Source organism: Pseudomonas sp. FG43 (assembly GCF_057809175.1).
Window position 1 is genome coordinate 122,123 of record NZ_JBMDJL010000007.1, and the last position, 18,375, is coordinate 140,497.

Annotated in this window: 16 protein-coding genes; 7 read left to right on the forward strand and 9 right to left on the reverse strand. The window is 58.5% G+C overall.

What is annotated here, in order from left to right; genetic code table 11:
- Positions 1 to 3 precede the first annotated feature (3 nt).
- The 6 genes from ACODS3_RS10810 to ACODS3_RS10835 all read left to right on the forward strand — a co-directional run bounded on the left by ACODS3_RS10810 (position 4) and on the right by ACODS3_RS10835 (position 5,277).
- Positions 4 to 1,242 carry a dipeptidase gene (locus tag ACODS3_RS10810; RefSeq protein ID WP_489034208.1) on the forward strand — a complete coding sequence of 413 codons (1,239 nt, stop codon included), beginning with the start codon at positions 4 to 6 and terminating at the stop codon, positions 1,240 to 1,242.
- A 111-nt stretch (positions 1,243 to 1,353) separates the two neighbouring features.
- The gene (locus ACODS3_RS10815; RefSeq protein WP_489034210.1) at positions 1,354 to 2,754 is read left to right on the forward strand and encodes a DUF4329 domain-containing protein; all 1,401 of its coding nucleotides are present in this window, start codon (positions 1,354 to 1,356) and stop codon (positions 2,752 to 2,754) included.
- A 159-nt stretch (positions 2,755 to 2,913) separates the two neighbouring features.
- Positions 2,914 to 3,660 (forward strand): BamJ family beta-barrel-assembly machinery protein, encoded by a 747-nt coding sequence (bamJ, locus tag ACODS3_RS10820; RefSeq protein ID WP_201019310.1) that lies wholly within the window; start codon positions 2,914 to 2,916, stop codon positions 3,658 to 3,660.
- A 357-nt stretch (positions 3,661 to 4,017) separates the two neighbouring features.
- Entirely contained in the window at positions 4,018 to 4,470 is a 453-nt protein-coding gene (locus tag ACODS3_RS10825) for a YkvA family protein (RefSeq protein WP_200999816.1), read from the forward strand.
- A gap of 103 nt (positions 4,471 to 4,573) precedes the next feature.
- Positions 4,574 to 4,915 (forward strand): helix-turn-helix domain-containing protein, encoded by a 342-nt coding sequence (locus tag ACODS3_RS10830; protein WP_201019309.1) that lies wholly within the window; start codon positions 4,574 to 4,576, stop codon positions 4,913 to 4,915.
- Entirely contained in the window at positions 4,912 to 5,277 is a 366-nt protein-coding gene (locus tag ACODS3_RS10835) for a hypothetical protein (RefSeq protein WP_201019308.1), read from the forward strand. The genes ACODS3_RS10830 and ACODS3_RS10835 overlap by 4 nt, the downstream gene beginning before the upstream one ends.
- Before the next feature lie 24 nt (positions 5,278 to 5,301).
- Here the strand turns inward: ACODS3_RS10835 and ACODS3_RS10840 are convergent, their stop codons facing one another.
- From ACODS3_RS10840 to ACODS3_RS10850, 3 genes are all read right to left on the reverse strand, one after another.
- Positions 5,302 to 7,074 carry a bifunctional diguanylate cyclase/phosphodiesterase gene (locus ACODS3_RS10840; RefSeq protein ID WP_304574482.1) on the reverse strand — a complete coding sequence of 591 codons (1,773 nt, stop codon included), beginning with the start codon at positions 7,072 to 7,074 and terminating at the stop codon, positions 5,302 to 5,304.
- A 117-nt stretch (positions 7,075 to 7,191) separates the two neighbouring features.
- On the reverse strand, positions 7,192 to 9,273 hold the full coding sequence (locus ACODS3_RS10845; protein WP_201019306.1) for a carboxy terminal-processing peptidase: 2,082 nt from the start codon (positions 9,271 to 9,273) through the stop codon (positions 7,192 to 7,194).
- 464 nt (positions 9,274 to 9,737) lie between these two features.
- Positions 9,738 to 11,588, reverse strand: coding sequence for a hypothetical protein (locus tag ACODS3_RS10850; protein ID WP_489034215.1), 1,851 nt, complete (start codon positions 11,586 to 11,588; stop codon positions 9,738 to 9,740).
- Between the two features lie 349 nt (positions 11,589 to 11,937).
- On the opposite strand from ACODS3_RS10850, the gene ACODS3_RS10855 reads away from it, so the two are divergent.
- The gene (locus tag ACODS3_RS10855) at positions 11,938 to 12,900 is read left to right on the forward strand and encodes an NAD(P)H-quinone oxidoreductase (protein ID WP_463530691.1); all 963 of its coding nucleotides are present in this window, start codon (positions 11,938 to 11,940) and stop codon (positions 12,898 to 12,900) included.
- A 105-nt stretch (positions 12,901 to 13,005) separates the two neighbouring features.
- On the opposite strand, the gene ACODS3_RS10860 is transcribed toward ACODS3_RS10855, so the two are convergent.
- From ACODS3_RS10860 to ACODS3_RS10885, 6 genes are all read right to left on the reverse strand, one after another.
- Entirely contained in the window at positions 13,006 to 13,659 is a 654-nt protein-coding gene (locus tag ACODS3_RS10860) for an HAD family hydrolase (RefSeq protein ID WP_489034217.1), read from the reverse strand.
- A gap of 139 nt (positions 13,660 to 13,798) precedes the next feature.
- Entirely contained in the window at positions 13,799 to 14,788 is a 990-nt protein-coding gene (locus tag ACODS3_RS10865; RefSeq protein ID WP_201019302.1) for an ABC transporter ATP-binding protein, read from the reverse strand.
- A gap of 1 nt (position 14,789) precedes the next feature.
- Positions 14,790 to 15,587: an ABC transporter permease gene (locus ACODS3_RS10870; RefSeq protein ID WP_201019301.1), complete on the reverse strand. Its 798-nt coding sequence runs from the start codon at positions 15,585 to 15,587 to the stop codon at positions 14,790 to 14,792.
- Entirely contained in the window at positions 15,574 to 16,416 is an 843-nt protein-coding gene (locus ACODS3_RS10875) for an ABC transporter permease (protein WP_304574487.1), read from the reverse strand. The genes ACODS3_RS10870 and ACODS3_RS10875 overlap by 14 nt, the downstream gene beginning before the upstream one ends.
- Positions 16,413 to 17,219 carry an alkaline phosphatase family protein gene (locus tag ACODS3_RS10880; RefSeq protein WP_201019300.1) on the reverse strand — a complete coding sequence of 269 codons (807 nt, stop codon included), beginning with the start codon at positions 17,217 to 17,219 and terminating at the stop codon, positions 16,413 to 16,415. Before ACODS3_RS10880 ends, ACODS3_RS10875 begins: the two co-directional genes overlap by 4 nt.
- Before the next feature lie 73 nt (positions 17,220 to 17,292).
- Positions 17,293 to 18,360 (reverse strand): ABC transporter substrate-binding protein, encoded by a 1,068-nt coding sequence (locus tag ACODS3_RS10885; RefSeq protein WP_489034220.1) that lies wholly within the window; start codon positions 18,358 to 18,360, stop codon positions 17,293 to 17,295.
- Positions 18,361 to 18,375 lie beyond the last annotated feature (15 nt).

An 18,375-nucleotide genomic window follows, 5' to 3' on the forward strand; every position in this document is an offset into this window, starting at 1 on the left:
GCCATGACCTGCAAACGTCTTCTGCCTTGTCTGGCACCTCTGGCGCTGGTCATCGCTTCGCAAACCACACTGGCTGACAATGAAGTCCGCGACAGCACTCTGGCGCTGCACAATCGGCTGCTGGTGCTGGACAGCCACCTGGATACACCGATGCAGCTTTCGCGTCCCGGCTGGGACATTCTGGCCCGGCACACTTACCGTGAAGATGGCAGCCAGGTGGATCTGCCACGCATGATCGACGGTGGTCTGGATGGCGGCTTCTGGGTGATCTACACCGCTCCGGGCCCGAGAACCGAAGAGGGGCGGGCCTATGCCAGCAACTACGGCCTTGCCATGCTGGCGCGGATTCGCGACCTGGCCAATCGCTCCCCGGACAAGTTCGAGCTGGCCCTGACGGCCGCCGATGCCCGGCGCATTGCCGCGCAGGGTAAGCGCGTGGTGTTTATCAGCATGGAAAACGCCGACCCGCTAGGGTCGGATCCGCAACTGATCCATACCTATTACCGACAAGGTCTGCGCATGCTGGGCCTGGTGCATTTCAGCACCAATGAGATTGCCGATTCGGCCACGGCCTTGCCCGAGTGGAACGGCCTGAGCCCCAAGGGACGAGATCTGGTGGCGGCGGCCAATCGTCTGGGGATTCTGCTGGATGTTTCCCATGCGTCGGACGCGGTGTTCGATCAGGTATTGGCCACCTCGAAGGCGCCGGTCATCGCTTCCCACACCAGCAGCAAGGCGGTCAACGCGCATCCGCGCAACCTCGACGATGAGAGGCTGCGACAGCTTGCGGCCAAGGGCGGTGTGGTGCAGGTCAACAGTTACGGCGATTATCTGATACCCCAGAAGGTCGACCCCGAACGGCAGAAGGCACTGGCACCGCTCTATGCCCGTTATCGGAACCTGGCAGCCTTGTCGCCCGACCAGGTCAAGGAATTGCACAGCGAGGTCGCCGCGATCAAAAAGCGTTACGGGCCGGCCAAGCCCGATTTTGAAGTGTTCATGAAACACCTGCTGCATATCCTCGAAGTGGTGGGGCCTGAGCATGTGGGCATTGGCGCTGACTGGGATGGCGGCGGCGGTGTGGTGGGGCTGGAAGATGTCAGCCTGTTGCCGAAAATCAGTGAGCGCCTGTTGCGCGCGGGTTACACAGAAAAGGACCTGGCCAATATCTGGGGCGAGAACCTGTTGCGGGTCCTTCAGGCGGCGCAGGATGCGGCTCAGCCACAACAGGCCGGGCTGTGACGCCTGGGTGAGATGACAGGCGCGGATGTCATATCCGCATATGTCATGTTTCCCCTGAGAGCTCCTTACGCTTTGGACTCATTCAGTCCAATGCTATCAAGGAGCTTTCATATGCAACCCAGACTACGGCGTGCCAGGCGTTCTGTTGCTTCTCATCCGCGCATGCCCGCGCTCAGCGGTCCCTTCGATCATCCCGATGATGTGGCGCGTTATGTCCATGAAGTCATCGGCAACAGGCGTGATCGGGAATACGGCGGTTTCATCCTTGTGCGTAACGATGGCAAGTACGTCGCCACCGAACCCATGGCCGGCAATACCTTTGATTTCAATCCCAATGAGGTCTTTCCGAGTTACGGGCAGGATGGGTATGTCCTTTATCCGGCGGGGCATTCCGATTATGCGATCTATCACTCCCATCCTTCGCTGTTTGCCGGCCTCGATGAGTGGCCTGAAAGTGAAAAGGCCACCTACCCGAACAGCCTTTCCGTGGCCGATATCCATGCGGTGATCGACGATCATGAGTTTTGTTCGGTGACTTACCTGTCCGGGCCGGACGGCTCATTGATCAAGTACACCCTGTCGCATTCCGATGCTGAACAAGCCCTGTTCAGGCGAGTGTCCGGCCCTGCGGACAGGCCTCATCAGTACGTGCTCGGCGAAATACACAGGGCCTTGCAGGCGCGAACGCTCATGCCTAGCGATCTGGTCCGGTTGCTGGCCCAGGCCGGGGATTTGCAGGTCGTCGTCACCAGCCGGTTGTGGGGTAAACCCGGCAAGGTGGCGAATGACTGGCAGCCTTGTCCCAGGATACCGGCTCCCGCTACCTGCGAGACGGTCTGGCCGCCGAAGCCGTTGCGCCTGAGCCCGGAATTCTCCAGTGCCGATGACGCCGTACGCTATGTGCATGGTCGTATCGGCGCCCGGGATCATTTCCAGGCCATCGGTTTTCTTCTGGTCGATCCTCAGCGGGGCGTGTACCGGGCGGCGGAGCCGCGTCTGGAGGACGGGAACATGGTCTACGCGCCCTGTTCGGCATTTCATCCCGATGCCTATTACCGGCCACCGTTGCCTGAGGGATATCGCATCGACGGCATGTACTTTTCGCCCGATACCCTGATTGCCGAGGGCGAGCGGCTGGACGGGCGCAACTTCTTTCAGCCGGACGATCTGCATCTCATGTTCGAGTATCGCTACATTCCGGCCCGTCGCTCGAAATGGGTGCCTGTGCGCTATGGCTTCGCGATGTCCGAGGTTTACTTCTCGTCTCCCGATGGAGCGTTGCTGGGCTATACCCCCAGTCATTCGGCCGAGGAATATCAGTTGCTCAGGCGGGTTTCGCGGATTTATTCGGGAAGTGAGTCGGTACAGGCGCAACTGGCCGCAGGCACGCTCAGGTCGGCCGATTTCATACGCATGGTGGCGCAGGCGGGGCGGCTGCGAGTGATAAGCCGCAGTCGGAACTGGCCGCAAGCGGGTGTGATTGTCCCGTCTGCCACCGGACCTGAAAACTGAACTGCGACTGAACGGTGCCACGTAAACCAGAGAAAACCTTTATTTACCTGAACTTATCGAGCATTGGCGCCTCTCATGCCGGTAGCCATTGATCGCGGCGGCCTGATAAGCTCGCGGCTTTACTCGTTTGCCCTATTGGCGCATGGACAAGGAATTAGCATGAAACAGCATCGGTTGGCAGCGGCGATTGCCCTGGTCGGTCTGGTACTCGCAGGTTGTGACAAGCAAGCCAGCACTGTAGAGCTGAAAACCCCGGCACAAAAAGCGTCGTATGGTATTGGTCTGAACATGGGCAAAAGCCTGGCTCAGGAAGGTATGGACGATCTGGATTCCAAGGCCGTGGCCCTGGGTATCGAAGATGCCGTCGGCAAGAAAGATCAGAAACTGAAAGACGAAGAGCTGGTTGAAGCCTTTGCTGCGCTGCAAAAGCGTGCCGAAGAGCGTATGGCCAAGCTGAGCGAAGAGTCGGCGGCAGCCGGCAAGAAATTCCTCGAAGAAAACGGCAAGAAACCAGGTGTGGTCACCACCGCTTCCGGCCTGCAGTATGAAATCGTCAAGAAAGCCGATGGCCCTCAGCCAAAGCCGACTGATGTTGTAACCGTTCATTACGAAGGCAAGCTGACCGACGGCAAGGTGTTCGACAGCTCCGTCGAGCGCGGCAGCCCGATCGATCTGCCTGTTGGCGGCGTGATTCCTGGCTGGGTCGAAGGCCTGCAACTGATGCACGTTGGCGAGAAGGTCAAACTCTTCATCCCTAGCGATCTGGCCTACGGCGCACAGAGCCCGAGCCCTATGATCCCTGCCAACTCGGTACTGGTCTTCGACCTGGAACTGATCGGCATCAAGGACCCGGCTGCGGCACCTGAAGCTGAAGAAGAACCGGCTCCGGCCAAGGCCAAGAAGTAATACTTCGCCCGGTTGTCTGAAAACGCCCTGTCTCGACAGGGCGTTTTTGTATCTGCCGTATTTCCCGAACGCTTTGTTGTCCGTACAGTCCCACTATCAGGGGGCGGTGAGGATTGTCTGACAGTCCTGTGACGGCATTGCGGTAGCCGCGCTAAACATGTAAGTCAACGATTTCATGGGCTTTTTTTATGTGAGTAAAAAATGCCCGATTTAACCTGGACCCCCGTAGAACGGGGCGCACAGGCATGAAAACAGACGCTGTTCACAAGGTTATCCACAGCTTATGTGGATAACCTTTGAACGGAGCAGCAGGCTGGTACTTGTTTACTGACACCACCTTTTTAAACGGGAGTGAACATGAAAGCACCTTGGAACTTCATTCGTTACCTGCCCGGAGCCCGGCGCCTGCTCGCTGCGGGCCGGCTGCCGGGCCTTCTGTTTGCCGTGGCGCGCAAAGGGGCTACCGAAGGCAGCCGGCTGGGGCGTATCAAGGAAGACCTGCGCCTGCTGCAGTCCTTGTGCCTGGCCTACTGGCGCGGTGAGTACCGGGACATCAATCCCAAGGCCATATTGTCCATCGTGGCGGGTCTGATGTACTTCCTCAGCCCTCTGGATGCGATTCCCGACTGGATTCCTGGTCTGGGAATGTTCGATGACATTGCCGTCCTGGCCTGGATCATGAAGAACCTGACCGATGAGCTTGACGCCTTTCGCGCATGGCGCGAGCGTCAGTCGCCGGAGAAGCTCATCGTCGTCGAACGATTGCCTGAAACCCAGGCACTGCTGGAACGTGAAGGCGGTAAACGTTGAACGTTTCAGCGCTGTTACACAAGCTGGGTTAATCCGCTGTTAATATGGCCGCGTATGGAGCAAGCCTATACAAAATGTGTTTTTGTCCTACAGGAGGAAGCGTATGGATCTTCAAGTGATTTCTCGTGATGGAGAGCCGGAATATGCAGTCCTGCCGTGGGCTCAATATCAGGCACTCCTGAATGCAGCGGGCCTTGCGGGCAAGACACGTCCTGAGCCTGTCCAGGCATCTGGCCAAGCCTCAAGCGCCGACTACCCGGGTTTTGATCAGTTGGGTTCCCTGCGCGAGGCCAAGGGGCTTGAAGTCGCAAGCCTGGCGCGCTCCGTAGGCATCAGCCCGTCTTATCTGGAACTGATCGAGAATGGAACCCGTGAACCCGATGCTGCCATCAAGCGCAGCCTGGCATGGGAACTGGGGCTTCCAGGCTGGAGAAGCCAGCCATGAGTGTGCGCATCAGTCGTCAGCATTGGGATGGGCTGTTGAATGAACTGGAACATGCGCGCCGCCAGCGTCATCTGGTGACCTATCGGGCCTTGCTGGAGCGCCTGCAATTGCCCAGCCCGGCCATGCAGACCCTCACCGCAGCCCTTGAGCATCTGGCTGCTCTGGACGTACGTGCCGAACAGCCACTGCGCAGCTCGCTGGTCATCAGTCAGGGCGCGAGTCGTTTGCCGCGTCCCGGCTTCTTCGAGTGTGTAGAACGGCTGGGCAGGTTCTCCGGACCCTCCGATGGCGTCGCCGCTGCCGCCTGGCATGCCTCGGAAGTGGTGCGAGTGTTCGAGTTTTCCTACCCTGAACCGCTTTAGGAGCCAATTCATTCGCGAATCGATTCAGGCGTTGGACAACAAGTCCAGACGCAACGAATCGATCACATGCACGCTGGCACCCGCGACATCCTTGGCGAAGTGCTTGGCCTGCGAGGCCAGGTCGGCCAACTGACTGGCGTTCACTTGCGAGCAGCTTTCTTCGCGCAGATGCACTACACCGATCGATAGCGACAGCAGTGGAAACTCCTGACGCTGACCTTGGCGGTTCAAGGCAATGAAGCAACCCGATTGCAGGTGTTCCGCTCTGTAAAAGCGTCGGCACTGGTTCTGGAAATCATCGAGCAGAGCCTGCAGGCGCCTTTCCCAGTCCTCGAAACCCAGCACCATCAGGAAATCATCACCGCCAATATGGCCGACAAAGTCCCGGCTCGGGTCGATGCGGTCATTCAGGCATTGCGCCAGGCAAAGCAAGACTTCGTCGCCACGGGCGTAGCCGTAGATATCGTTGAAGGGCTTGAAACTGTCGATATCGACATAGCAGATCATCGATGCGCGCCCTTGCTGCAACAGGCGCGTCAGGCATTGCTGGATTGGCACATTGCCCGGCAGCAGGGTCAACGGGTTCGCGTAGCGTGCTTGCTGGATCTTCAGCTCGGTAATCAGCTTCAGGACATCAATCACCCGGCCCAACCCGATGTAGGTGCCGTTGCTGGTGATGATGAAGTCTTCTTCAATACGCTGGCGTGCCCGGCTGGTCAGCAGACGGCTGACCTGTTGGAGGGATTGATTCACTTCCACGGCCAGAAAGTCATCGCTCATCAAGCGGCTGATGGGCTTGCGGGCAAACAGCTCGGTCCCGAATGGCTTGAGCAACACTTCGGACAATGAGTGGCGATGCACGATGCCGCAGGGCCGGAAGTTTTCGTCCAGAACGGCCAGTGAGTTGAGGTTGGCCTGTTTGCGGAAGGCCTCCAGCACGTCGGCGGTCGGGGTTTCCTGGTTTACCGAGGGTTGCGGGTTGAGCAGGGCGCTCAGGTCCGAGGCTTCTTCGTTCAGGGACGTAGTCGCCACCTCGGTCTTGGGCAGCATGACGCGAATGTCGCGTGGCGGGCGTTCTTGCGGGCGGGCCAGGAGATAGCCTTGTACCAGGTCCACGCCCATATCGGTCAGCGCGGCGAGCTCTTCCGGCAATTCAATGCCTTCGGCGATTACGGTGGCCCGTGATGCCTTGGCCATTTGCAGCATGGAGCCGACGAACTCACGCTTGACCGCATCCTGATGAATGCCGTCGATGAAATGCCGGTCGATTTTCACGTAGTCGGGGCGTAGTTCCGACCAAAGCCGCAGGCTGGAGTAACCGGCACCCAGGTCATCCAGTGCGATGGAAAAACCCATATCGCGATAATGGTGCAGCGCGTTGTACAGCAGCTCGAAATCATCCGTGGGCATCTGCTCGGTCAGTTCTATCACCACATCTTTCGGGGCGATGCCGTAGCGTTGCAGCATTTCAAGGGTGCGGCCCGGTGGGTGGGAAATTTCCAGCAGGGATTCGGGGGAGACATTGAGAAACAGCTTGCCCGGCAGTTTTTGCTGGCTGAACCGACGGCAGGCTCCGTCGCGGCACATCAGTTCCAGTTCGCTGAGTCGACCGGCCTGGCGCGCTACGGAAAACAGGTTGATGGGGGAGTGCAACTTGCTGTTTGACGGGCCGCGGCTCAGGGCTTCATACCCCAGAATACTGCGCCCCGAGAGTGAGACGATGGGCTGGAACAGGCTGTGCAAATCACTACGAGCCAGAATAGAACTCAGTGCACTCAACTGCTCATTCATCGTCATGGCGGTCTCTGGATATAAAAAAGGGGCTGAACGCGCTTACGCTCAGCCCCTTATTACACTACAGATCAATGACTGTTTAATGACATATGCCATTAATTTGCCATTAATGAGTAACCGTCACTTCTTTGCTACCGAAGCGCTCAGCCCCAGATAGTCGATCAGAATGCGCCCGGTTTCTGCCAGGTAGGCATCATCCTCGGGTTTAGTCTTCTCGTTCTCTACTGGCAGGGCATCCTCGTCCTCTTTTTTCAGTTCCTTGAGCGGCTCTTCGCCCTTGGCTTTGCGGCGAGTGTTTTCAAGGGCCAGTTGCTTGCTTTCGATCGCGCTGTGTTCGGCACGACGATCCACTTCATTGAGGCTGACGGTTTTTTCGCTCATCAGCTTCTTGGCCAGTGCAAGGCGGTCTTCGATGAAGACAAACTCGGCGTTCTTGGCCGTGCGGGCTTCATGTCGCGACTGCAACTGCGCCAGGAATGGCTTGAACGGATCGATTGCAGGCTTGATCGCCGGTTTGATGCTGTCCCATGGCATGGCCTCGGGCAGGGCACTCTCACCGATTTCCTTGGTGTCGATCAGCGACGGGTAAGTGATGTCCGGTACTACACCCTGATGCTGGGTGCTCTGGCCGGATACCCGGTAGAACTTGGCCAGTGTCAGTTTCAGCTCGCCGTGGTTGAGCGGCTGAATGGTTTGTACGGTGCCTTTACCGAAGGTCTGGCCGCCAATCACCAGCGCGCGGTGATAGTCCTGCATGGCGCCTGCGAAAATCTCCGAGGCCGACGCTGACAGACGGTTCACCAGCAGTGCCATCGGGCCTTTGTAGAAGGCGCCTTTGGCTTCGTCTTCGAGTACATCGACCTTGCCGTCGGCATTGCGCACCAGAACCGTCGGGCCCTGTTCGATGAACAGGCTGGTCAGTTCGGTGGCTTCCTGCAGGGAGCCGCCGCCGTTGTTACGCAAGTCCAGCACGACGCCATCGACATTCTCTGCCTTGAGTTCGGTCAGCAGCTTCTTGACGTCGCGGGTGGTGCTCTTGTACTGCGGGTCGCCGGCACGATAGGCCTTGAAGTCCAGATAGAAGGCTGGGATCTCGATGACGCCGAGCTTGTAATCCTTGCCATCCTGATTCAGGTGCAGGATCGACTTTTTCGCCGCCTGTTCTTCGAGCTTGACCGCTTCACGAGTGATGGACACGATTTTGCTGGTCTGGTCGTTCGGCGCGTTGCTGGCAGGAATGACTTCCAGGCGTACGACCGAGCCTTTAGGCCCGCGAATCAGTTTGACCACTTCGTCCAGGCGCCAGCCGATGACATCGACCATTTCCTTGTCGCCCTGGGCAACACCGACGATCTTGTCGGCCGGAGCGACCTGCTTGGTCTTGGCTGCCGGGCCTGCCGGCACCAGACGCACGATCTTCACGTTGTCGTTGTCGCTCTGCAACACCGCGCCGATGCCTTCCAGCGACAGGCTCATGTTGATGTCGAAGTTTTCCGCGCTGTCAGGAGACAGGTAGTTGGTGTGCGGATCGTAGGACATGGCGAAGGTGTTGATGTACGCCTGGAAGATGTCCTCGGCGCGGGTCTGGCCCAGGCGCGCAAGTTGATTCTTGTAACGCTTGGTCAGGGTTTCCTGGATCTTCGAAGGATCCTTGCCGGCGATCTTCAGACGCAGGACTTCATCCTTGACGCGCTTGCGCCACAGTTCGTCCAGTTCGGCTTCATTCTTGGGCCATGCGGCGTCCTTGCGGTCGACCAGCAGGGTTTCCTTGGCATTGAAGTCGAGCTTGTCGACGCCTTTGTTCAACTCTGCCAGAACGAAATCCATACGCGCCTTGACGCGATCCAGATAACGTTTGTAGATGATGAAGCCAGGGTTCAGGTCGCCGCTCTTGAGGAAGTCGTCGAACTGGGTCTGCCACTTGTCGAACTCAGTGATATCGCTGGCTGTGAAATAGCTGCGAGACGGGTCCAGAAGCTTCAGGTAGCTCTGATAGATGATGACCGAGCGTTTGTCGTCCAGCGGTGGTTTGCTGTAGTGATGTCGCTTGAGCAGCTCAACCACGTTGAGACTGGCAACCACTTCGTCGCGGTCCGGCTGAAGATTGTCCCAGCTGTTGGCGGCAAAAGTGCTGGCTGACATCGGCAACAGGCTAAGACCGATAGACAGTGCAAGGGCGGTGCTTGGGAGTAAGTGCTTCATGCTGATTCGACGTGGTGACAATTGATAACGCATATTAGGCCGTCTTTGAGGTCGCCGGTTCCTTCGGACCCGGCCGCACAATGCAAAAGCCCGGCTAAACAGCTTCGGGCTCAGTCTTGACTCACTATGGCGGCACTGTGAAGGCATTGCAAGGCGTTGAAGCATATGTAGCGGGGCTGAAGCCATCAGGTTCGGTGATGAATGCAGAGTGCGTTCGTATCCGGATGGCTGCCCGTCACGGCACACGATGCAATATATGAGCCTCCGAGGGCTTGACGGGCATTGGAGCCAAGTAGAGTTGATTCAGCCAGCATTCAGCTTTTGCTCAACCCGTGCGCTTTGAAAGCAGGGGCAGGCGGGTCAGGTATATGCCATCAAAGTCCCGCCTGACTCTGGCCGCAGTCCGCCCCGGAATTCATCTGCAATTGCAATGCTGCGTCATAGACTCAGGGGCGGGTGCAGGCTCAAGGGACCCATTCCGTCCAGCGCAGGTTATCCAGGAGTACGGTGTTTTGTTGCTGACCTAGGTATACCTTGCAAGAAAAACACGCCTGGCCCAGGTGAATTTCCTGAGAAACGATCCCGGTGCCAGATTGTAGTGGTGCATCAACGATAAGTTTTTCACCAGTGTCGTAAAAGGCGATGTGATCCCGGGTGGGATCCGCACCAACATGAGACAGCTTCAGGGTCTTGATTAAACCGGAAAAGCGGAGCGTGAACTGGTTTTCTCCTATGGCCTCCAGTGTACGGTTACCGAGGGTTGGATGAACTGTGCTGACGTTTACAATCGAAAGTGGCCTTATATAGATGAAAAGAGTCATGTCATCCGAGCAGTGCACGGTTTTATTGATCGCTAACTGCTGGGTGGGGAAACTTTCCCAGTTCTCGGAACCGCTTACCGGGTAGTAATGGGTAATGCTCAGGTTGTCGACTGGAAACGGCGTCCGGGTCAGCCCTCCATCGAACGATACTTCCATGATCAATCGCATGTAGGTGTGGTGCTTGAGTTTTTGCAGTTCATTCAAGGCTACTTGGGTGCTTTGGGGCGTATCGCTGGTGATCGCGAAGTCCTGCCAGACCGGGTGATCCCACTTATAGGCCGAGCCATCGCGGGCGGTGCCTTCAAAACGCAGCCAGACACGCTGACCTGTTGCGATGAGAGGCCAGGCCTCGACGGTCAGGTCGGCATCACTGTTTAATGGGTTGATGTACAGCAACTTGCTGGGGTACGTGGCTTGTGTGATTTTCGGTGTAGGCAGAGACGAGCCGGGTAATGCCTGTACCTCCAGAGACAGCGCATCTGATTCCTGCTCGTTCGTGCCACGGGCCACGACATAGGTGACCTCCAGTGTTTTCCCTAGCGCGGAGGCAATGGTGGCGGGGGGCACGGTAAATTCGACACTCCCCGCAGGGTTACCGGGCTGGGAAACAGGGGCGGTGGCATCCTCGTTGCCGTCCCAGCGTACGCGGATACTATCGGTTTCAAGCATGCCAAGGTATGCGACCACCACGGTTGCACCTGCCACGGCCTGGAGTGGGTCCAGTACGCCTTCAGGTGCTTCGCTCACCGTCGGAGCGGGTGTGACGAAAATATCGACGGCGGTGAAGGCGGCGAGCGAATAGCCCGACCAGTTGCTTACCTGGTCGCGGATCTCGTAATAGACCGTCAGATTTTCACAGTTGCCAGCCGCTTTCTGCAGCGCGGCGCTCACGATGATGGTTTGCGGTTTGCCCGCCTGCTCTGCTGGCAGCGGCGGGTTCTCGACGAAGAATTCGTTGCTCGCCCAGAATAGGCGGAGGACGTCGCCTTCCTGCATGTTGTCCCAGGCGGGGATGGTCAGCGGCAGGTCTGTTGGCACCTCGATATTCGAGGGCAGATTTTCTACAGGTGCCAGAGTGTCATTGATGTAGGGCGTGTGGTTATCCGTATCAAGGCCACCAGGTACGCTGCGTTTGACCCGTACCTGGCGCACGGGAGAATCCTCGGGTGTACCGCCTGCAGCAGGTGTGATCCGGTAGAACACCTCGCAAACTTCCGGCTCATCGGGAATGTCCTGAGGCAGCGCCGAAAAGTCGATGGAGGCCCGATCAGGGTTTGCGAGCAGGCTCTGGATGACCTTGCCGTTCCACCACAATTCGATGAGGTCGCCTTTGGCCGTACCGACTGGCGTGAACGCAAACAGCGCTACGCCTTTTTGCGGATCCTTGAGTTGGACCCAGCCCAACCCATCGTTTCCGCCGAGGTCGATTGACGGGATCTGCAGAGCGGGCAATTGCCCGGGTTGTTGGCTGAGTGAGGTAAAGGATGTATTCATGAATGGCTCCTGCTATGTCATGACTTCCTTGAAGGTGGGTACACCGCAGCGATACCCGCCGATTGAGTAGCGGGCTGGAGATGGGAGCAGGCCGTGGCGATGCAATCGAACGCCGTGTGTTTCAGATGAGTGCTGGCCATGGCTTGAATCCTCCAAAATCCTTTCCGGAGTCCTGCGATGCGACAGTGTCGGGGGAGTATTTAACCGATGAATCTGCATGTCACTGTCAGAAATGACAGTGCCGGACAGTCGGGCAGATTAAAGGTCGCCCGTTCGTGGACACGGTCGCATAATGCAAAAGCCCGGGGTGGCTGCCTTGGGCTCAGTTCTGACTCACGACGGAGGCACTGTGAAGGTATTACAAGGCGTTGAAGGACGTGTGGAATGGGTCGAAGAGCCAAGTCCGGCTCTTGATGTGGGGCAGGTTCGTATCAAAGTGGCCGCTGCGGGCCTGAATCGGGCCGATTTGTTGCAGCGTGCCGGGCTGTATCCGCCACCCCCAGGCGTTAGCTCGGTTCTGGGGCTTGAGTGCTCGGGTGTGATCGACGAAGTCGGGCCGGGCACTTCCTGGCAGGTCGGAGACCGCGTCTGCGCGTTGTTGGCGGGCGGTGCCATGGCTGAAGAGGTGGTGGTCGACGCGCGTCATGTGCTGCCCGTGCCCGAGGGGCTGTCGCTGCATGAAGCCGCCGCGATCCCGGAAGTCTATGCCACGGCATGGCTGAATCTGTTTCAACTGGCAGGCCTGAAGCCTGGTGAAAAAGTCTTGCTGCACGCCGGAGCAAGTGGCGTCGGTTCTGCTGGCATTCAGCTCTGCAAGGCGTTTGGCAGCCCGGTATGGGTCAGCGTCGGCTCCACCGAGCGTCTGGCGTATTGTGTCGAACTGGGTGCCCAGGGTGGTGTCGTGCGCAGCGACAGTCTGGAAAGCCTGAATGACTTCGCCCCCTTCGATGTAATCCTCGACCCGGTCGGCGCCAATTACGCGGCCCTGAACGTCAAGCTGCTGGGGCTCGATGGCCGCTGGGTGCTGATCGGCTTGATGGGTGGGCGCGAGGCTCAACTGGACCTGGCTCAAGTATTGGGCAAGCGTATCCAGTTGCTCGGTTCGACCTTGCGCAGCCGTGACGAGCAGTTCAAGGCGGACCTGCTCAGTGACCTGGGCCAGCACGTCTGGCCGCTATTCACTGAAGGACGCCTCAAGCCGCAACTGGCCAGGGCCTTCCCGATCAAGGACGCCGAAGCCGCATTTGCTGAGCTGGCGACCAACCAGGTGTCGGGCAAGATTGTGCTGGTGATCGACGAGAGCCTCGTTTAGCGCCATTTCCGTAGGAGCGAATTCATTCGCGAAGGCCCTTCGCGAATGAGCGGAGCGCCGCCCGATTCGCTCCTACGGAAATGCGTTTTAATTCATGATGTTGAATTACTTCCAGGCATGCACCGGCCAGCCAGCCTTTTCGGCATGCTCGCGTAACACGGCATCCGGGTTGACCACATGGGGATAGTCAACCTTGAGCAGCAGCGGCAGGTCATTGCGGGAGTCGGAGTAGAAGCTGGCACCTTCGAGGTTTTCACCTTCGGCGTCCAGCCAGTCCATCAGGCGGGTGATCTTGCCTTCGCGGTAGGTCAGCACGCCGACTGTTGCACCGCTGTAGACACCGTTCTGCACATCCAGATCGATCCCTAGCACTTCATCGATGCCCAGACGCTCGGCAATGGGTTTGACCAGGTGTACGCCAGACGCAGAGATCACCAGAATGCGGTCGCCTTTGGCCCGATGCTGCGCGATGCATTTGCAGGCGTCGCTGTAGATGATGGGTTCAATGATGTCTTCCACCCAGGGGCCGACCAGATGATCGACTTCTTCTGGTGTACGGCCAGCCATGGGTTCCAGGCTGAACGCCATGTAATCTTCCATGGCCAGTTTGCCCGCGCTATAGGCGGCCATCAGTTCATTGTTGCGTTGCATGAACGACTCGGGATCGACCCAGCCCAGGCGGCCCATCTGCTCGCTCCACAAGCTGGCGCAGTCGCCACCGATCAGGGTTTCGTCCAGATCGAAAATTGCTAAAGGCATGCGTGCCTCCTTGGATTGTTGTTCGGTAGTGGGTAGGGCGTGGGCGCGGCAGCTTCAAGTTACAAGCTTCAAGCTGCAAGTGAAGAGCACGCAAAACTGCTTGAGCTTGCCGCTTGCGGCTTACAACTTGCCGCTGCCCCTAACCCACCTCACACAACGCCGAAAGTTCTATCTTGAGGCTCACTCGTCGCCCATCGGGGTGTAGATCTTCTGCGCTGCGGTTGAGTACGTCGACCACCAGTTCCACGTCTCGTGCCTGGACACGATAGCGGATCACGTTACCCAGCAGGCTGTGACTGAGAACTTCGCCTTCCAGTGCGCCGGTCACGCTGAGCTGGATGGCTTCGGGGCGGATCGCGACGCGGCTGTTGATCGGGCGTTGCATCAGGCGGGAGGCGTCATCGGGTTCCAGCAGGTTGTAGTTGCCGATGAAGCCCGCTGCAAAGACGTCTGCCGGCGCGGTGTAGAGGGTTTCGGCATCGCCGCTCTGGACGATTCGACCCTGGTTCATCAGGAAAATGCGGTCTGACATGGTCAGCGCTTCTTCCTGGTCGTGGGTGACGAAGATCGTGGTCAGGCCCAGTTCGCGCTGGATGGCGCGGATCTGTTCGCGCAGGTGTTTGCGAATCCGTGCATCCAGCGCCGACAGCGGCTCGTCGAGCAGCAGCAGGCGAGGGCGAGTGACCAGCGAGCGGGCCAGAGCAACGCGCTGGCACTGGCCGCCGGACATCTGGTGCGGGTAACGGCTGGCCAGGTCGGTCAGCTCGACCAGCTTCAGCACTTCGGCGACCCGCTTGTGAGTGTCGTCGGCGTTGACCTTCTGGATGCGCAGGCCGAACGCTACGTTCTGTTCCACAGTCATGTTGGGGAACAGCGCATAGCTCTGGAACACCATGCCGATGTTGCGCTTTTGCGGAGTAAGCGGCACCAGGTCCTGACCATCGAGCAGGATGCTACCGCTGTTCACTGACGTCAGCCCGGCGATGCAGCGCAGCAATGTTGACTTGCCGCAGCCCGACGGGCCGAGCAGGGTCACGAATTCACCGCGTTCGATCGTGCAGTTGATGTCGCTGAACACCGCTGTGCTTGCGTAGCTTTTCTGCAGGTTTTCGATACTGACAAAACTCATATCAGTCTTTGTCCTTGTTCAGTCGGTTGGCGGCCCAGGTCAGCACCAGCACGAAGAGGAAATAAGAGATCACCAGCGCACTGTTGAAGTGCCCGCTGCTGTTGCGCATGTTGTTGAGGTACACCTGCAGGGTTTCATAGCGGGTCCCGACCAGCAGGTTGGCGAACACGAACTCGCCGAACAGGAAGGAGAACGACAGCAGCAACGCGACCAGCAAGCCTTTGCGCAGGTTGGGCAGCACCACCATGAAAGCCGCCTGCCAGGTATTGGCGCCCAGCAGTTGGGCGGCGTCCATCAGGTCGGTGAGGTTGATCGCCTGCAAGTTGTTGCTGATGGCCCGATACATGAACGGCAGTGCGACGGTGAAGTAGCAGCCAATCAGAATCCAGGGCGTGCCGACCATGGCAAACGGCCCGGAGCCATAGAGTTGCAACAAGCCCACGGACGAGGCCACGGGCGGTACTGCGAAAGGCAGCAGGATCAGGATGTTCATCAGCGCATCCAGGCGTGGGAAGTGGTAATGCACCACGAACAGCAGTGGCAGGATCAACACCACGGACAGAATCAGGGCGCCCACACAGACCAGCAGCGACTGACCGAACGCAGTGAGAAAGCGCGGGTCGCTCCACAGTGCGATGTACCACTTGAAGGTCAGGCCGCTGGGCAGAATGCTCGCCGACCAACTGGTGGACAGTGAATACAGCAGCGTGCCAGCCAGTGGCAGCAGCAGGATCAGGAACAGGACATACACCACGAAGCGGTGGTAGATCCCGGCGGGACCTCTTTCAGCGCGAGACATGGTAGCTCCTCTTCAGCAACCATTGATGAACGACAGTGACCAGCGTCATCAGGCCGACCAGAATCATTGCCAGGGCACTGGCCATGTTCGGATCAAGGCTGATATCCCCGGAAACCATGGCTGCGATGCGGATGGGCAGCACGTTGAAGTTGCCGGTGGTCAAGGCGTAAACGGTGGCATAAGCCCCCAAGGCATTGGCCAGCAGAATCACGAAGGTCCCCAGCAGCGCAGGTGCCAGGACCGGCAGGCCGATATGGCGCCAGTACTGGAAGCTGCTGGCACCGAGCAAGGCCGAGGACTCGCGCCAGTCTTCGCGCAAGGCATCGAAGGCCGGGTAGAGCAGCAATACGCCCAGCGGGATCTGGAAATAGGTGTAGAGAATGATCAGGCCGGTCTTGGAATACAGGTTGAAGTCTTCAATGATCCCGGCCTTCTTGAGCATCAACGTCACGGCCCCGTTGAAGCCCAGCAGGATGATGAATGCAAAGGCCAGCGGCACGCCAGAGAAGTTGCTGGTCATGTTGGCGAAGGAATTGACGAAATCCCGTAGCCGCGAATCCACGTTGCGCAGCGAGTGGCTGCCCAGTACCGCGATCACGATGCCGAACAGGCTGGACCAGAAACTGATTTCCAGGCTGAACTGAATGGCCTGGCGATAGAAGCGGGAATTGAATGCCTTGGCGAAGTTGTCAAACCCCCAGCCTGTTTCGGAGTGCAGGCTGTTGATCGCAACCCAGGCCAGCGGCGCAATTTGAAACACGATGAAGAACAGGGCAAACGGCAGCAGGCATAGCAGCCCGAGCCATTTACCACGATTGTTGGTAGTCAATTGAGGATCTCCCGGCATACCGGTTTGTCGTGGGGCACGCCGAGCAGTTCGCAGACAGTGCCGCATAGCTCGGTTTGTCTGGGGGCTGCCTGGGCATCGAGGCTGAATGCATCGCCCAGCACGAACAGCGGTACTTCACGTTCTTCGGGGAGTAGCCCGTTATGTGATCGATCGTTGTTCATGCCGTGATCGGCGGTGACCAGTACCTGATAACCGGCATCGAGCCAGCGTTGCAGGTAATCGGCAATCAGGATGTCGGCGCTGCGTGCGCTGTTACGGTATTGGGGGCTGTCGAGGCCGTGCTTGTGCCCGGCGTCGTCGATATTCATGGGGTGGATCAACAGCAGATTCGGTGCGTGCCTGACTCGCAGGCTTTCGGCGTCGGCAAACAGGTGCGAATCGGGGTAATGGTCGGCGTAGTAAAAGTGCCCGTGCTGGATCGGCAGCGCCGGATCGTCGGTGTGACGGTCGCGGGCGGCGTCGAAGGGCGTGCGATTATACAGTTCGCTGACCCAGTGATAGGCCGCCGCTGCCGTGGTGAGCCCGGCATCGGTGGCGTAGTGGAACATGCTGCGCTGGTTGGACAGGCGTGAAACCTGGTTGTGCACAATGCCGCTTTCCAGGGGCGTGACCCCGGTCAGAATGCATTCGTACAAAGGGCGCGACAGCGCCGGCAACTCGGATTCAAGCTTGTACAGCACGGCCCGTCCTGCACTGCTGTAAGCCTGGAGATGACCCATCGCATGCCTTGCCACTTCGTAGTTGAGGCCATCGAGCACGATGAGGATGACATTGTGTTTCATGAGCGGGTCGCTCCAACTGCAATCGATACACAGGTAAGGGCGAGCAGGCATGCTGGCTCGCCCTTGGCCTTGATCAGTTCATTTCGACGATGACCTGCTCGTTCCACATCTGAGGCAGCTTCTTGGACGTCGCTTCCCACGCCGCCGCGCTCTTGATCGGGGTGACGCCTTTGTATTGCTCGTTTGGCAGCAGCTTGGCCTGGACCTCGGCGGGCAGGGTAAGGTGCTCGGCACGAATCGGACGTGCGTTGCCTTTTGCCAGGTTGATCTGGCCTGCGTCGCTGAAGATGTACTCACGCGCCAGTTTGGCCGCGTTCGGGTGTTTGGCGTATTTGTTGATGATGGTGGTGTAGCCGGAAATCACCGAACCATCGGACGGGATCAGCACCACGTAATCGTCCGGGTTGGTCATCTTGGCCTTGTAGCTCAGGCCGTTGAAGTCCCAGACGATGCCGACTTCGACTTCACCTTTCTCCATGCTCTGGATATTCGGGTTGTTGAGTGCCAGGCGTTTCTGCTTGGCCAGATCGGTGAACAGTTGCAGGCCTGGAGCAACGTTGCTCTCGTCGCCTTTCATGGCGATGGAGGCCGCCAGCACGCCGTTGGCCGCCTGGGCTGCGGTGCTCACGTCACCGATAGTGACCTTGTATTTGCCGCTCTTGAGGTCAGACCATTTGGTCGGGACTTCAGAACCATGCAACAGCTTCTTGTTGACGATGAAGGCGATGGTGCCGGTATAGGCCAGTGCCCAGTGACCTTCCTTGTCCTTGGCCCAGTCTGGGACTTGTTCCCAGGTGCTTGGCTTGTAAGGCTGGGTAACGCCCTTGGCGACAGCGATCGGGCCGAAGGCTGCACCCACGTCACCGATATCGGCGCTGGCGTTGTCTTTTTCCGCATCGAACTTGGCCACTTCCTGAGCCGAACTCATGTCGGTGTCCATGTGCTTGAGGCCGTATTTGCTTTCGAGGTCGGCCCAGGTGGCTTTCCAGTTAGCCCAGTCATCCGGCATGCCGACGCTATTGATCGCGCCTTCGGTCCTGGCTGCGGCTTCCAGCGTCTTGAGGTCTGTGTCCGCTGCCATGGCCGAGGTGCTCAAGGCAATGGCGGAACCGAGGAGTGATGCCAACAATAGGTGTTTCATTCAAATCTCCTTTTG

Excerpts from the sequence above, each read along its gene's own strand:
- bamJ (WP_201019310.1), top strand. The coding sequence starts at position 2,914 with ATGAAACAGCATCGGTTGGCAGCGGCGATTGCCCTGGTCGGTCTGGTA.
- ACODS3_RS10825 (WP_200999816.1), top strand. The coding sequence starts at position 4,018 with ATGAAAGCACCTTGGAACTTCATTCGTTACCTGCCCGGAGCCCGGCGC.
- ACODS3_RS10845 (WP_201019306.1), bottom strand. The coding sequence starts at position 9,273 with ATGAAGCACTTACTCCCAAGCACCGCCCTTGCACTGTCTATCGGTCTT.
- ACODS3_RS10835 (WP_201019308.1), top strand. The coding sequence starts at position 4,912 with ATGAGTGTGCGCATCAGTCGTCAGCATTGGGATGGGCTGTTGAATGAA.
- ACODS3_RS10810 (WP_489034208.1), top strand. The coding sequence starts at position 4 with ATGACCTGCAAACGTCTTCTGCCTTGTCTGGCACCTCTGGCGCTGGTC.
- ACODS3_RS10830 (WP_201019309.1), top strand. The coding sequence starts at position 4,574 with ATGGATCTTCAAGTGATTTCTCGTGATGGAGAGCCGGAATATGCAGTC.
- ACODS3_RS10870 (WP_201019301.1), bottom strand. The coding sequence starts at position 15,587 with ATGTCTCGCGCTGAAAGAGGTCCCGCCGGGATCTACCACCGCTTCGTG.
- ACODS3_RS10865 (WP_201019302.1), bottom strand. The coding sequence starts at position 14,788 with ATGAGTTTTGTCAGTATCGAAAACCTGCAGAAAAGCTACGCAAGCACA.
- ACODS3_RS10815 (WP_489034210.1), top strand. The coding sequence starts at position 1,354 with ATGCAACCCAGACTACGGCGTGCCAGGCGTTCTGTTGCTTCTCATCCG.
- ACODS3_RS10880 (WP_201019300.1), bottom strand. The coding sequence starts at position 17,219 with ATGAAACACAATGTCATCCTCATCGTGCTCGATGGCCTCAACTACGAA.
- ACODS3_RS10860 (WP_489034217.1), bottom strand. The coding sequence starts at position 13,659 with ATGCCTTTAGCAATTTTCGATCTGGACGAAACCCTGATCGGTGGCGAC.
- ACODS3_RS10850 (WP_489034215.1), bottom strand. The coding sequence starts at position 11,588 with ATGAATACATCCTTTACCTCACTCAGCCAACAACCCGGGCAATTGCCC.
- ACODS3_RS10885 (WP_489034220.1), bottom strand. The coding sequence starts at position 18,360 with ATGAAACACCTATTGTTGGCATCACTCCTCGGTTCCGCCATTGCCTTG.
- ACODS3_RS10840 (WP_304574482.1), bottom strand. The coding sequence starts at position 7,074 with ATGACGATGAATGAGCAGTTGAGTGCACTGAGTTCTATTCTGGCTCGT.